The sequence below is a fragment of the Pseudomonas sp. SJZ078 genome, assembly GCF_007828255.1.
Lineage (GTDB): Bacteria > Pseudomonadota > Gammaproteobacteria > Pseudomonadales > Pseudomonadaceae > Aquipseudomonas.
Window position 1 is genome coordinate 196989 of the sequence record NZ_VIUG01000003.1, and the last position, 13452, is coordinate 210440.

Consider the following 13452-nt stretch of genomic DNA (forward strand, 5'->3'; position numbering starts at 1 on the left):
TGGGGCTTTAGACATGGCCTCCAGCTCAGATTCTCGCTTGCGAACCCAGGCCTGCCCCGCCTGTTTTCGGGGCGAAGGTCTGGCTCTCTTGATAGACTTGCACTCCGTCGCGCTTGATGCGGATCTGAGCCGTATAGCTAACAGACCCATCAGCCAGTTTTCTTGCCCGGATAGTTGCCATATCGATAGTGGTACGCGTCAGCTTAAAAGCGGTACATCGTACCACCGAGCCGTAAAACGCCTGAAAACACCCGAAATCACGCCAAGAACCCGTTGAGTAAAATGCTAGTAAAACAGAGCCTTAGCCCAGTAAATCCACGGCCTACGCTGTCTCGGCGCTTCAGTGTTGCACCCATGATGGATTGGAACCTCTAACTCTGGAGGCCGCGTAATACAAGATCTCCAGCACCTACCAAAAACGCCCGTACCATTTTCGTACCACTCACTTCCTGAAACATCCACTCCCCTAGTGAGCTGACCCGTGCGAATGGCCGCGCTGTAATGCTTGTCGCTCCAATCCCAACACCATCCACAAACGCACCGACTGATACGGTGTGTACGAGGGTGTGTGCGTGTAAATGACGAACGTGAGGCGGAGTGTCCATTTCTGTATGCAGCGTCAGTAGATGCTCCGCCCGAGGCATGTCCGGCGTTTTTATGTTGACCCACGGGAAAGAGGTTAGGAGGGTTAGTTTTTTACTCGCTGCCCTGAAAGGCTTGTCTGGCAAGGCTTTGCGAAGGATTTAGAAGGTTAGTTTTTGGTTAGATTTTGGTTATTTCCTAACCTTTATTGATGTTAAATATTCATTTTATAAATTCCTTTAAAAACAGTTAGTTATAGATTACTAACCTTTGACCTAACCCAACCTAACCCATCAAAGTTAGGTCTCAAGCCCAACAAATACGGGCCCTCCAGCTCAAAACACCCCTCTCAAAAAAAACCTAACCCTTTTCCCGTGGCGCCTCCGAAATTCGTATGCCTGTGCATGCGTATGAGCATTGCGAAAAGACACCCACCTTCGCAGGGATCCGCAGGTATTCGATAGCCTGGATAAGCTCCGATAGCGCCCAGCGGGCTTGGTTTCAATGGGGGTGCAGAAGTGCGGAAAAAAAGACCTATTTAGACCGGAGGCGCGGTGGGGGGACGACGGCGCGCGCCAGGTGTGAAGCACGCCACAGCCAAAAAAACGCACCATACCGGGGCGTTCACGGGGTCGAAAAAAGCTGCCTTGGGGGACGGTATTAGCTTCGCCCTCGACCCATTCAACAAAGAGCCGCACCGATAGCAATCGCTGATATCAGCAACTAAAAACGGTCCCGCCCCAAGCCCAGGCGCAGGCGTTGCTCATGGCTGGGGGCTGATGGCCGAGTGCGTGCGCCAGGACGACGTGAACCAATTCACGGAGTACCGCTTGGGTTTGCCGAGCCAGGCGCCGGAAGGCAGCGGCGTTCAGTCAACAGTGCAGATGGACGTGCGTGGTTGAGTCCGCATACGATGAATAATCGAAAGGCCCCCCACCCTGTCAGCCGTTGTGCTTACAATGGGCCATCATTCAACGCAAGGAGTAGCACTGCATGGCAGATAGCGACGTAAAGGCCATCCGGCATATTCGGGATAGCAAAGAAGTCAACGCGTACCTTAAGGCCGGATGGGTCTACAAAGGCATGACCCCAGGAACCATGGAAGACGGTTCGGCGTGGCCGCTGTACACCTTGGCCTGGGAAGGGCTGGGCGAGCCGGCTAAGGTGGACTTCCGCGAATACCAATAACGCCACTTATGTAAACAGGGGGTACACCCAACCAGGGTGTATCTCCTGTTTACATAAGTAGCCCCCCTAGACTGGTTTTACGCACTACCCGCCACTCAGTCGAAAGGAATCAGCCCCATGCCGTTACCCGTCACGCCATCCTATGAGATACGCCTGAGCGCCCTACGCAGCTATGCCCCCGAAGTGGCCGCACTGGCCGCGCGCATCACCCAGGCGATGAAGCCCGAAGCCCTGGCACAGCCTGCCAGCGCCTTGGAAAGTGATCTGTTCGACCACTTGCAGGCCGTTGGCCGACAAGAGGCGCGCAGCGTCACACGCCTAAGCGTGTGGTTTTACAGCCTGGTCCACGGCCAAGCCTTGCAACACGCCGAAGCGGCCGCGTTCCTGGCCGAAGCGGCCAGCCACGGCGGCCCGAAAGGAGTTACAGAATGAGCGAACGTGACCGCCGTGACCCAAACTATGACGTCACCGCCGCTCTGGAGGAATGGACCCGTGACTGGAAGTTGGGTAAGACGTTTTTGCACTGCCGGCACTGCGGCATTCGGCAGACCTTCCACGGCGGCGGCGGCGGTCAACCCTTCCCCGCGCATCGCGATAAATGCCTGATCGGCAAGCGCGGTGAGCATTTCCCGCTGTACGAGCTGCGCGCCGCCTTGGACACGCTGAGCCCGGTGCCGGCATGAGCGAGGTGTCAGTCCTGAACGGGATCACCCTGCCGGTGTTGATCCGCACCCAGTGGAGGAGCACCTGGTGCGCCTGGTGCGCCTGGGCCACGTCGAAGACCTGCACGTCCTGGAGTTGATCCAGAAACGTGCGGAGGGCTTTGTACTGGGCCTGAAAACGCTCCGGGCGCTGAACGCGTCCAGCCTGGAGGGGCGTACCTGGCCTTTGAGCAGGCGGCCACGGTACGCCAGGTGATGCTGTAATGATGATCGGCGAAGCGATTCACGACGACACGTTCAAGGCCCTGCTCAGCCAGTACGCGGTGCGCGAGGGTTTTAAGCCTCCCCATCGATTTCGTAAGGCTTGAAGCGCAAGACCTCTTCCCCTAGCCAGTGGTTCAGTTGCGTCATCCGCGTCTGAATGGGCTCCAGTTCGTTGGCAGCGTAGATCTGCGCAGCCTCCCTAATCGACCCAAACCCACCCGCGTTTTGCGGCACAATCCCCATCAACTGCGGTGGAATCCGCAGACTTGCCAGGACGTCATCACGGGTCTGATTCTTGATCGAGTTGAATTCGTCTTTAGCCGCTACCTCGCTGACGGGGATTAGCTGAATCCCATCCTTCTTGCCCGTGGGCGAATAGACAAACAAATTCCGAAAATTCCCCGGTCCCTTCGAATCCTTCAGCGCTTTACGCAAAGCGTCGATATCCGCCTCAGTCTGCGCCGCGTCGGTCATGTACAAGATGAAACCGGCGTGGCTGCCGTTTTCGTAATACTTACGCCGGAACAGCGTCGCGGACTCGTTCAACAGCGCCGATTGCAACGCACTGATCCACTCCGGCAACCCATAAATTTCCTGGTGCAAATCCGCCTCGCGCAGATGGAAGATACTGCCCGGTTCAAACGCGTGCTCGTTCTTCCAGCCCTGCACCTGGTAGAACTGCCCCTCCGGCCCAACCCGCATGTACTTCGCAAGTGACGGCACCAGTTGCCGCGTGCCGCCCAGCACCGAACGGCGCTTCTCCAGGTAGCCATTCCCCAGGCACAGAAAATCCAGGGCGAACTGTTCAAAAGCCGCCCGGGACAACATCGGATGCGGAATAAACGTCTTGCTCAACAGGTTGCGCTTGAACATCAACCCCGAATGCAGATGCACGCTCGCCCCCACCGACCGGGCCAGGCCGTTGAGCGACAGCGGCGGCTCATACCACCGCCCATTGAACCAGCACTCCAGATAGTCGAACACCCCCCGACCACCCAACACCGGTGTCGGCTCCCCGAAGCTGAACACCTGGGTACCCGCACTGGCGACATCGAGGGCGGCGGGCAAAAGTTCCTGGCTGGCAAGTTGTTCGGTCATCAGTAAATCTCCATTCGCCCAGTATTGGCAGCGGTCTGCCCTTCGAGCGGTTCGTTCTGCAATGCGTGGAAGAGCGCCCAGGCCAGGTCGGCATGGCCGGTGTTGTCGTTGCGGCCGGCGGTGTAGGTGAACTGGCGACCGCCTGCGGTGATGGTTTTGCGAATCGCCATTAGCGACTGCGCCATGTCGGTCCAGCCGGCATCGAACTCCAGCCGCCCCTTGTGGATCACGTCGTAGGCCTTGAGTACCAGACGGGTTTTCACCTCGGGGGAGTAGCTGAAGGTAGTCACAGCCGGGAAAAACTGGCGCACCAGCTGGGCCACGCCACTGCCCAGGCCGGTGACGTCGATGCCGATGTAGGTCACCCAGTAGCGGTCGCACACGCCCTTGATGGCGGCGGCCTGGGCGGCGAAGTCCATGCCGCGAAACTGGTGGCGCTCGAGCACGCGGAACTTGCCGCCCGGCACCAGTGGCGGCGCAACCACCACAAGGCCGGAACAATCGCCCGTCTCGGCAGGGTCGTACCCGACCCATACCTGGCGGTCGCCAAACGGGCGCATGGCGAACGGCTTGTAGTCCTCGGCCCACTCCACCCAGCTATCGACCATGCAGGACTGCAACACCGACAGCGGGAAGATGCTCGCGCCGTCATCGACGAACTCGCACATCAGCAGGTTAGCGAACGCCTCGGGGCTGTACTCCCGACGCAGCTCTTCGATGTCGAACAGATCGCAGCCGCCCCGCTCCGCGTCGAGGATGGTGACGATCTGGCGCCACAGCCGGTCCTCACAGAACCGCCCCTGTTGGAGCGCGCCGTGGGTCACATCAACCTTGGTGTGCTGCGCGGCGGGCTTGCCCTTGTTGAAGCGCTCGCCCGTCCAGAAGGTGTACGCCTCGTGGGCCATACTCGACGGCGTGGAGAAGTAGGTTTTGCGCCACTTCTTGTGCATCGCCATGCCCGAGGCGACCTTGTTCAATTCCTCGAACTTGAACGTCCAGAAGAACTCATCGAAGTAGAAATTGCCGTGGTAGCCCTGGGCGGTGCGGGCGTTGGTTCCGAGGAAAAACAGCTCGGCGCCGTTGGGCAATACAATCGGGTCACCGGTCAGCTCGACACCGATGACTTCCCGTGCGAAGGCTTGGATGTAGCCACGGAACAGGTAGGCCTGGTTCTTCGACGCCGACAGAAAAATCTGGTTGCGGCCGGTGTCCAGGGCGTCGATGAACGCCTCGCGGGCGAAGTAGTACGTGGCACCGATCTGTCGGCTCTTGAGGATGACGCGGGTGCGTTGGTTGCCGGCCCGATACCAGTCTTTCTGGTAATCGAAACAGCCGTCGATGAAGGCCTCGCGCAGCAGCTCGATCTGGTCTTCGCTGATATCGTTCTTCGGGGATTTTTTCTTCGGTCCCTCGTTGCGCTTGGCAAGGTTCGGGTTGAGGTCGGTTTCGGTACCGCCGCCCTGGAAACGCTGAATGCGGGCCTGGCGCTCAAGCTGCCGATGCAGCAGATCGATCTCTTTAAAATCGCCGCCAGTCTTGTTTTCCTTGAGGATCAACTGTACCAAGCGCGCTTCCAGGGCGCCGCCGATGCGCTCGACGTTGTCGGCCCGGTCCCAGTCGTCGCGGGCCTTCCAGCTGTGTAGCGTTTTTTCTTTTTCGCCCGTAGCCTCGGCAATCTCGCAGATGCGCCACCCCATCCAGTACAGGAACTTGGATTGGCGTCGCGGATCGATAGGCAGCAGGGTGGTCGTCGTCATGGCCGAGATGCTGCCGCCCACGGCGGCGACTCAATAGCGCCGCCCCTTGTACCCTCCCCGCCTACAGTCCCGTCTCGTTGCCGCCGCTCGCGCCCGTGACGACCATGCCCCTCATTGCAACGCACTGCTCAACCCAGCAGGCGCCCCACGCACTGAGGATTCCCGGCATGAAGAAGTTTCGCAGCAACTGGTTCCGCGTCGCCGTCGAGGGCGCTACTTCGGACAAGCGCACCATCAAACGCAGCTGGCTGGAACAGGCCGCCAAGAACTTCAACCCGTCCACCTACGGCGCTCGTATCTGGCTGGAGCACTTCCGCAGCCTGTTGCCCGACAGCCCGTTCAAGGCCTATGGCGACGTGCTGGCGGTGAAAACCGAAGAGGTGGACATCGCCGGCCAGAAGAAGCTGGCCCTGTTCGCCCAGGTTGAGCCGACCCCCGAGCTGATCGCCATGAACAAGGCGAAGCAGAAGATCTACACCTCCATCGAAATCGACGACAGCTTCGCCGATACCGGCGAGGCCTACATCGTCGGACTGGCTGTCACTGACTCGCCTGCCAGCCTGGGCACCGACGTTCTGGCGTTCTCTGCCCAGAAACCTGACGCCAGCCCCTTCAAGGATCGCCACTACTCGGCAACGTCGATGTTTACCGAGGCGCTGGAAACCGAGTTGAAGTTCGAAGAAATCGAAGAGAAGCCCAGCATCGGCGCCCAGTTGTTCAACAAGGTGCAAGCGCTACTGACTGGCAAGCAGGCCAAGGACGACACCGAATTCGCCCAGATCGGCGAAGCCGTCGAAGCCATCGCCGAACACGTCAAAGATCTGCCCGACCAACTGGCCGCAGAAAAGCAATTTTCGGCGGGGCTGAAAACACAGCTCGACCAGGTCAGCACGGAACTCACAGAGCTGAAAAACAAGCTCTCCACCACCCAGGACCACAGCCAGAAAACGCGTCCGCCAGTTACCGGCGGCAATGACCTGGTCGTGACCGACTGCTGACAGTCAGCCCCACCACAGCCCCGAATCATGAAGGACGATCAACATGCGTAACGACACCCGAGTACTGTTCAACGCCTACCTGCAACAACTGGCGCAACTGCATGGGGTGACTGACGTCACCACCAAATTCACCGCAGACCCCAGCGTCGCCCAGACCTTGGAAACCCGCATTCAAGAATCCAGCGCGTTCCTCAGCGCCATCAACGTCTACGGCGTATCGGAACAGTCGGGTGAAAAGGTCGGCATCGGTATCGACGGCACCATTGCCAGCACCACCGACACCACTACCAAAGACCGCGAGCCCCGCGACCCGAGCGGCCTGGACGACCGTGGGTACACCTGCACCCAAACCAACTTCGATACCAGCCTGCGCTACCAGAAGCTGGACCAGTGGGCCAAGTTCAAGGACTTCCAAGCACGCATCCGCGACGCCATCATCAAGGCCCAGGCCCTCAACCGGATCATGATTGGCTGGAACGGCATCAGCCGCGCCGCGACATCCAACCCAGCCATCAACCAGCTGTTGCAGGACGTCAACATCGGCTGGCTTCAAAAGATGCGTCTGGAAAACCCTGCCCGGGTTCTGGATGAGGTGGTGGCCGGCAGCGGCAAAATCGAAATCGGCGCTGGCAAGGACTTTGAAAACATCGACGCCCTGGTCGTCAGCATGGTCAACGAGTTCATTGAGCCTTGGTATCAAGAGGACACCGAACTGGTGGTCATTTGCGGTCGCCAACTGCTGGCCGACAAGTACTTCCCGATTATCAACAAGACCCAGGCGCCGACCGAAATGCTGGCGGCCGACATCGTTACCAGTCAAAAACGGCTCGGCAACCTGCCGGCGGTGCGTGTGCCGCACTTCCCGGCCAACGGCTTGCTGGTCACCCGTCTGGATAACCTGTCGCTGTACTGGCAGGAAGGCACCCGCCGCCGCACCGTGGTGGACAACGCCAAGCGCGACCGCATCGAGAACTACGAATCGGTGAATGAAAGCTACGTCATCGAAGACCTGGGCTGCGCGGCCATGGCCGAAAACATCACCCTGAACTGAGGCGGCCATCATGACCAACCCCTGCCGCCGTCACTTTGAACGTGTCACTGCCGCCATCGAGGCGGCAGCGACCGAGCCCACCCAAACCATGGCCGGCGCCACGGCTTACGAGCATCAGCTCAACCAGCTGCTGCAAGACCGCCTGCGCCTGAAACAGGTCCAGTCCAACCAGGGCAAGGCCGAACTCAAGCGCCAGTTACTGCCGAGCTATGAATCCTATGTGCAAGGTGTGCTGGAAGGCGGCCAGGGCGCCCAGGACGAGGTCCTTACCACCGTCATGGTCTGGCGCTTCGATGCTGGCGACTTCACCGGTGGGCTCGACATCGCGACCTACGTGCTGGAACACAAGATGGTCATGCCCGACCGCTTCGCCCGCACCTTGGGTTGCCTGGTCGCCGAGGAAGTCGCGACGGCAGCCTTCAAGGCTCAGAAGGTGGGCGAACCGTTCGACCTGGCAATCCTTCACCGCACCGCCGAACTCACCGACGCCGAAGACATGCCCGACCAGGCCCGCGCCAAGCTGTTTCTCGCCATGGGCCGCGCCACGCTGGAAGGCATCACCGAAGAGGCCCCGGGCCAACCCGGCAAGCTCCAGGCCGGTGTGGATCTGCTGAAAAAAGCCATCGCTCTGCACGACGCCTGCGGTGGCAAGAAAGATCTGGAGCGGGCCGAACGCCTGCTCAACAAACTTGCCGGCCCTGCCGGCTAACCGAGCGTCCCCACGCACCCCGCCGGCTCGGGGCGGATCGGCCAGGCCGCTCCTCCTGAACGTGAAGCCCCGACCACCGGCGACCTATTTTTGAGTGCTGTTCCATGAGCGGATTCGTAGCCGGCGGCACAGTCGCCAGCGGCCATATCAACACCGACGCCTTCTGGCCCTCCATCGATCTGGATCAATTGCGCGCCACGCTGAGGATCGACGCGAGCGTCACCGCGCCACGCCTGGAAACCGCCGCTGTGGCCGCTGCCATCAGCGTCAACCGTGAGCTGAGCGAATGGCGAGCCAGGCAGGAAGCCGCAGGCCATGCCGAACTGGCAGACGTTCCTGGTGACAAGATCAACGACGTATCGGTACTGGAGCACCTCTACCGCCGCGCCATCGAAGCCGCCACCGGTGCCGAAGTGTGCGAGCGCTACCGCTCCTACGACACCACCAATAGCGGCAACCAGAACGCCGAAGACCTCACGCCAAACATCGACGATTACCGCCGCGACCTGCGCTGGGCCGTGCGTGACTTCCTGGGCATCAACCGCACTACCGTGGAGCTGATCTGATGCCCGTCACCGTCCGCGCCTTTCAAAACGACACCGTTGACGCCCTGTGCTGGCGTCACTACGGCCGCACCGCCGGCGCAACCGAAGCGGTACTCGAAGCCAACCCCGGCCTGGCCGACTACGGACCGATCCTGCCCCAAGGCCTGGCTGTGCAAATGCCCGAAGCCCAGACGGCCGCCCCACAGCGGCAGATGGTGAATTTATGGGACTGATCAACCTGCAGCGAGCCCACGAACCTACCCATCCTGGATTACGGAATGAAGCGCATGCCTGAACGTCCCGACACCTGGGCCTGGCTCGCCGCCTGGCTCGAACAGAACTGGCCGGCCCTATACGCGGGAATCCTGGCCCTGACCATCGCCGCCCTACGGATCATGTACGGCGGCGGAACCCTGCGCCGGATGGCAGTTGAGGCCCCGCTTTGCGGTGCCCTGGCGTTGGCCGCCAGCCATGGCTTAGCGCTGCTCGGCATTCCCGCCTCCACCGCGCCGTTCTTCGGTGGAGTAATCGGTTTGCTCGGCGTCGAGGGGACTCGCGCCGCTGCCAAGAAATTTTTCACTCGCAAGGTAGAACAGTTATGACGACGCTCCGCCACGGCGACCGCTCGCAAGCGGTGCGCATCCTGCAAAAGAACCTGAACGAACACGGTGCCGGACTGGTAGCGGACGGCGACTATGGTGACTCCACCGAGGCCGCCGTACGGGCGTATCAGCTGAAAGTCGGCTTGGTCGCCGATGGCGTTGCCGGCGAAAAGACCCAGGCCAGCCTGGCCGGTGGCGACTGCCAGCTCCTGCTGAAAAATGAAGACCTGGTGCAGGCTTCGCAGATCCTCGACGTACCGTTGGCGAGCGTCTATGCCGTCAACGAGGTGGAATCGAAGGGAAAGGGTTTCCTGTCCAACGGTAAGCCGGTGATTCTGTTCGAGCGGCACATCATGTACCGCCAGCTCGCCACACCGCGCCACGACGGCGACAACCCCGACGAACTCAAGCGTCACGCCGACCAGTTGGCCGCAGCCAATCCGGCCATCGTCAATCCGAAGTCCGGCGGCTATGCCGGCGGCACTGCTGAACACCAACGCCTGAGCCATGCGCGTCTGATTGATGACACCGCCGCGCTGGAGTCCGCCTCCTGGGGCGCGTTCCAGATCATGGGCTTTCACTGGCAGCGCCTGGGCTACGCCAGTGTGCGGGCATTCGTCGATGACATGAGCGCAGGCGAGTCTCAGCAGCTCGCCGCATTCGTGCGTTTCATTCAAACCGACCCGGTTTTGCACAAGGCGCTAAAAGCTCGCAAATGGGCCGAGTTCGCCAAGCTCTACAACGGACCGGACTACCAGCGAAACCTGTACGACATCAAGCTCCAGCGCGCCTATGAGCGGCACGCTGAGTGCGGCTGCGGCCAGGCGGTGGCGGCATGATTCCCCCTCGAATTGCTCATCTTGAAATCAGTCCGAGACAAACAGGGAAAACCGAACGGCTGATTCAACGTGCAAAACCCTACCTTGTAGCGGGAAGGAAGGTTTGTTTCGTTACCTCGAAGGGGCTGGTCGAAGACATGCGCCGCCGCTTGCCTGGCGCGGTGATTCTAGAAGATGGCAAAGACGTGCCATGCGATGAAGACGCTGAAAACGCTATCTGGTTTTACGACGAATTCGATTGGCTCAATTCGACCAGAATTCGGGCGGACGCCTTTTACGCAACCACACCGAGATTCCAACGGACGGTGGGCGTTCATACCTCGGAAAACGATCTGCTGTTACGTCTGATCGAAGCCAATAACCGGTACTTCTGCCGTTACACCTGGCAGATCCATATGTCCGACATTCTCGAAGAGGCCCGTGCTTCGCACAGCCCAGAGGAATTCCGGCTGCTCTACCTTGGAGAATTCCTAAAATGATCGACCTTGAACGCGTGCAACAGTTGAACGTGAAGGACGGCGATCTGCTGGTGGTGCCCGAAATTACCGAACAAGCCGATATGGAGCTGCTGTGCGAAGCACTGGCCTACGTGACACCAGGTTGCCGGGTAGTCGTCGTGAGAGGTCCCGTGGAGCTGCTGGACGTAGGCGACATGAACAAATTGGGTTGGTACCGGGCATGAGTACCCTGCGCCAGGCGCTGTACAGCATCGCCCTGCTGGGCGCCCTGGCGCTGCTCATCTGGGGCCAAGAGCAACGCATCACCGTGGCCGAGAAGAATACCGAACTCGCGGGGAAGGACACCAAAATCGCCCGCGATGAAGCTGACAGGCTGCGCGCCAATCTCAACACCCTGCAAAACACCCTGAACGACGAGCGCATCGCCCAGACTGCCCTGCGAACCCAGCAGGATCAACTGCGCCAGGGCCTGGCAAAGCGCGAGCAAACCATTGAGGCGCTGAAACGTGAAAACGAAGACCTTCGCAACTGGGCTGACCAGCCTTTGCCTGAGCTTGCTCGCCGGCTGCGCGAGCGCCCCACCCTCACCGGCGCCGACGCTTATCGTCAGTGGCTGTCCGGCCGTGGTGCCCTGCACCCTGCCGGCGACAAGCCCACTCAATAACGGCGATCAGCTCACCGACCAGGACCGCGTCGAAGCCGCATGGGCTGAATGCGCCGGCCAGGTAGACATGGTGTTCAACCATCAACAGGCGGCCCCATGAACAAACCCGAAAGCCTGCGTGCCCACCTGCTGACGACCGTGGCAGAACTTAAGCACAACCCCGACCGGCTGCTGATCTTCATCGACAACGGCAAAATCCGCTGCACCGCGGCTGCCTCGCTGTCGTTCGAATACAGCTTTGATTTACAGGTCATCCTCACCGACTACGCAGGTCACCCCGACAGCGTCATGTTGCCATTGCTGGGCTGGCTGAGCGTGAACCAGTCCGAACTGCTGGAGAACCTGAACAAGTCCGCCGAGGGCATCCAGTTCGAGGCCGACATCCTGGACAACAGCAAGGTGGACCTGAGCCTGACACTGCCGCTAACCGAGCGTGTGGTTGTGGGGAAAGACGCCGACGGCAATACCACCCTCCACCATCCTGGCGAACCTAAGCAGGTGGCCGCATTCCTTGACCCGGCGTGGATACCTGGTACCCAAGGCACCGGCAGTGAATGGGTCGTGCCGAAATGACCAACCGATTGGAAACGCTGGAGGATTGGGCCGCCGGCCTACTGGGACAACTGGAACCGGCATCGCGCAACAAACTGGCCCGCAGCATCGGCCAGGCCCTGCGGCGTAGTCAGCAACAGCGGATCATCGCCCAGCGCAACCCGGACGGGAGCAAGTACGCGCCGCGAAAGCAGCGCAATCTGCGAGGGAAACAAGGACGGTTGAAGCGGAAGGTGCAGATGTTTCAGAAGCTGCGGACGGCGAGCTACTTGAGGGTCCAGGGCGATGGGAATGCTATCTACGTAGGCTTTACCGGACGGGTTGCCCGGATTGCCAAGGTGCACCAATATGGACTGAAGGATCGTGCTGAACCAAGAGCCCCAAATGTGAAGTATGAACGGCGGGAAATGCTAGGATTAACAGATGCGGATTTAGACCTAATCCGCGATGGCTTGCTCACTCATCTTGTGGGATAGCCAATGATTCGGTGGGCCAGAACTTACAAATTTTGCCTCAAAGGCACATAATCTCTGGGGGCATCATGAAAGATTTGACTGATAAAATATTTGAGCGAAATGAGCTACTTGCAAAGCAAGTAACCAAAATATTGGAAGCTCATGCTCCAGTAATAAATTCTTTTGCGCAACAACTTGGTCAATGGCTGACACAAATTCAAATCAACGTAGCCCCATATTTGGAAAAAATCGCTCAGATTGATTGGCAAGCAGTACAGGAACGCATCGAAAACATGCCAACTCGATCAAGAGAAGCAATGATAAAAGCTTCCGAACAAGGTTGGTTTTTTAACTGGAACAATTCTTTTTCCGATGTCTGGTCTCTTATCGACAGCCTACAAGATGCTAACAGCGACGAAGTAGACAATATTTTGAAGGCGCACTATTTAAACGACATGGACTGGTATGTCAGCGAATTAAAAAAAGTATTTCCCGACAGAGCACAGGCAATAAACGCAGCAATCAACGCTCACAAAATCTGTAGCCCAGAAGGCTATTACCTTAGCATTCCTGTATTCCTTGCCCAAGCCGATGGAATCCTTTCAGAGGTTACAGGCACCCCCTCCGCCATGGATAAAGTTAGAAACGGCCCTGAACTCAAAGGTAGCGCATGGGTGCAAGCCCAGATAGGAGACAATCAAGAATTAAAAAACTTGCTCTATCAACTACTGAACTTGCACACCATGGATATCTTAAAAAGCAAAAAAATCAGAGACCAAGAAAGTTTAGCAAGCGGAAAAACATTCAACGCACTCAATCGACACCAAGTGCTTCATGGTGAGATCTCAAACTACGGAACCGAACTTAACAGTTTGAAAGCATTCTCTTTCTTGGCATTCACCGGACTGCACATACCATGCGCACTCAGATCTCCGTACTTAGTTGATATCGAGCCCAGCATTTAGCGCTACGATATATTCTTTAACTTGAGATTGTATTCTACAGTCTAACAAGTCACCGAGGCTGCA

19 protein-coding genes and 2 pseudogenes are annotated in these 13452 nt (G+C 58.8%); 18 read left to right on the plus strand and 3 right to left on the minus strand.

The window, feature by feature from the left end; all coding sequences use genetic code 11:
• Positions 1 to 18: 18 nt before the first annotated feature.
• Positions 19 to 181: pseudogene (locus FBY02_RS28285) on the minus strand (site-specific integrase); the annotation flags it as partial.
• Positions 182 to 1575: 1394 nt separating this feature from the next.
• Between FBY02_RS28285 and FBY02_RS04660 the strand changes: the two are divergent.
• The 4 genes from FBY02_RS04660 to FBY02_RS28290 all read left to right on the plus strand — a co-directional run bounded on the left by FBY02_RS04660 (position 1576) and on the right by FBY02_RS28290 (position 2572).
• A complete protein-coding gene (locus tag FBY02_RS04660) occupies positions 1576 to 1770 on the plus strand; it encodes a hypothetical protein (RefSeq protein ID WP_144923983.1) in 195 nt (64 codons plus the stop codon).
• Positions 1771 to 1887: 117 nt separating this feature from the next.
• Positions 1888 to 2202 carry a hypothetical protein gene (locus FBY02_RS04665; protein ID WP_144923986.1) on the plus strand — a complete coding sequence of 105 codons (315 nt, stop codon included), beginning with the start codon at positions 1888 to 1890 and terminating at the stop codon, positions 2200 to 2202.
• Positions 2199 to 2453, plus strand: coding sequence for a hypothetical protein (locus FBY02_RS04670; protein ID WP_144923989.1), 255 nt, complete (start codon positions 2199 to 2201; stop codon positions 2451 to 2453). The genes FBY02_RS04665 and FBY02_RS04670 overlap by 4 nt, the downstream gene beginning before the upstream one ends.
• Entirely contained in the window at positions 2450 to 2572 is a 123-nt protein-coding gene (locus tag FBY02_RS28290; RefSeq protein WP_256667269.1) for a hypothetical protein, read from the plus strand. Before FBY02_RS04670 ends, FBY02_RS28290 begins: the two co-directional genes overlap by 4 nt.
• Positions 2573 to 2768: 196 nt before the next feature.
• On the opposite strand, the gene FBY02_RS04675 is transcribed toward FBY02_RS28290, so the two are convergent.
• Both FBY02_RS04675 and FBY02_RS04680 read right to left on the minus strand, forming a co-directional pair.
• Entirely contained in the window at positions 2769 to 3794 is a 1026-nt protein-coding gene (locus tag FBY02_RS04675) for a phage portal protein (protein WP_144923992.1), read from the minus strand.
• Positions 3794 to 5551 carry a terminase ATPase subunit family protein gene (locus FBY02_RS04680; protein ID WP_144923995.1) on the minus strand — a complete coding sequence of 586 codons (1758 nt, stop codon included), beginning with the start codon at positions 5549 to 5551 and terminating at the stop codon, positions 3794 to 3796. Before FBY02_RS04680 ends, FBY02_RS04675 begins: the two co-directional genes overlap by 1 nt.
• Positions 5552 to 5718: 167 nt before the next feature.
• On the opposite strand from FBY02_RS04680, the gene FBY02_RS04685 reads away from it, so the two are divergent.
• The 14 genes and pseudogenes from FBY02_RS04685 to FBY02_RS04745 all read left to right on the plus strand — a co-directional run bounded on the left by FBY02_RS04685 (position 5719) and on the right by FBY02_RS04745 (position 13389).
• Positions 5719 to 6549 (plus strand): GPO family capsid scaffolding protein, encoded by an 831-nt coding sequence (locus FBY02_RS04685; RefSeq protein ID WP_144923998.1) that lies wholly within the window; start codon positions 5719 to 5721, stop codon positions 6547 to 6549.
• A gap of 43 nt (positions 6550 to 6592) precedes the next feature.
• Positions 6593 to 7600, plus strand: coding sequence for a phage major capsid protein, P2 family (locus FBY02_RS04690; protein ID WP_003183297.1), 1008 nt, complete (start codon positions 6593 to 6595; stop codon positions 7598 to 7600).
• Between the two features lie 10 nt (positions 7601 to 7610).
• Positions 7611 to 8309 carry a terminase endonuclease subunit gene (locus FBY02_RS04695; protein ID WP_144924001.1) on the plus strand — a complete coding sequence of 233 codons (699 nt, stop codon included), beginning with the start codon at positions 7611 to 7613 and terminating at the stop codon, positions 8307 to 8309.
• Between the two features lie 104 nt (positions 8310 to 8413).
• Positions 8414 to 8875 (plus strand): head completion/stabilization protein, encoded by a 462-nt coding sequence (locus tag FBY02_RS04700; RefSeq protein WP_060738359.1) that lies wholly within the window; start codon positions 8414 to 8416, stop codon positions 8873 to 8875.
• Positions 8875 to 9087, plus strand: a complete 213-nt coding sequence (locus FBY02_RS04705) for a tail protein X (protein ID WP_144924004.1) — start codon at positions 8875 to 8877, stop codon at positions 9085 to 9087. The genes FBY02_RS04700 and FBY02_RS04705 overlap by 1 nt, the downstream gene beginning before the upstream one ends.
• A gap of 45 nt (positions 9088 to 9132) precedes the next feature.
• Complete coding sequence (locus FBY02_RS04710) at positions 9133 to 9456, plus strand: phage holin, lambda family (protein ID WP_003183304.1); 324 nt, start codon at positions 9133 to 9135, stop codon at positions 9454 to 9456.
• A complete protein-coding gene (locus FBY02_RS04715; RefSeq protein ID WP_092166520.1) occupies positions 9453 to 10295 on the plus strand; it encodes an N-acetylmuramidase family protein in 843 nt (280 codons plus the stop codon). The genes FBY02_RS04710 and FBY02_RS04715 overlap by 4 nt, the downstream gene beginning before the upstream one ends.
• Complete coding sequence (locus FBY02_RS04720; RefSeq protein ID WP_144924007.1) at positions 10292 to 10774, plus strand: hypothetical protein; 483 nt, start codon at positions 10292 to 10294, stop codon at positions 10772 to 10774. Before FBY02_RS04715 ends, FBY02_RS04720 begins: the two co-directional genes overlap by 4 nt.
• Complete coding sequence (locus tag FBY02_RS04725) at positions 10771 to 10977, plus strand: hypothetical protein (protein WP_144924011.1); 207 nt, start codon at positions 10771 to 10773, stop codon at positions 10975 to 10977. The genes FBY02_RS04720 and FBY02_RS04725 overlap by 4 nt, the downstream gene beginning before the upstream one ends.
• A complete protein-coding gene (gene lysB / locus FBY02_RS28295; protein ID WP_144924014.1) occupies positions 10974 to 11417 on the plus strand; it encodes an Rz-like lysis system protein LysB in 444 nt (147 codons plus the stop codon). The genes FBY02_RS04725 and lysB overlap by 4 nt, the downstream gene beginning before the upstream one ends.
• Positions 11329 to 11517 (plus strand): annotated as a pseudogene (lysC, locus tag FBY02_RS28210) (Rz1-like lysis system protein LysC); the annotation flags it as partial. The gene lysB and the pseudogene lysC, both read left to right, overlap by 89 nt.
• Complete coding sequence (locus FBY02_RS04735) at positions 11514 to 11990, plus strand: phage tail protein (protein ID WP_144924017.1); 477 nt, start codon at positions 11514 to 11516, stop codon at positions 11988 to 11990. The pseudogene lysC and the gene FBY02_RS04735, both read left to right, overlap by 4 nt.
• Complete coding sequence (locus FBY02_RS04740; RefSeq protein ID WP_092166528.1) at positions 11987 to 12445, plus strand: phage virion morphogenesis protein; 459 nt, start codon at positions 11987 to 11989, stop codon at positions 12443 to 12445. Before FBY02_RS04735 ends, FBY02_RS04740 begins: the two co-directional genes overlap by 4 nt.
• A 65-nt stretch (positions 12446 to 12510) precedes the next feature.
• A complete protein-coding gene (locus FBY02_RS04745; RefSeq protein WP_144924020.1) occupies positions 12511 to 13389 on the plus strand; it encodes a hypothetical protein in 879 nt (292 codons plus the stop codon).
• Positions 13390 to 13452 lie beyond the last annotated feature (63 nt).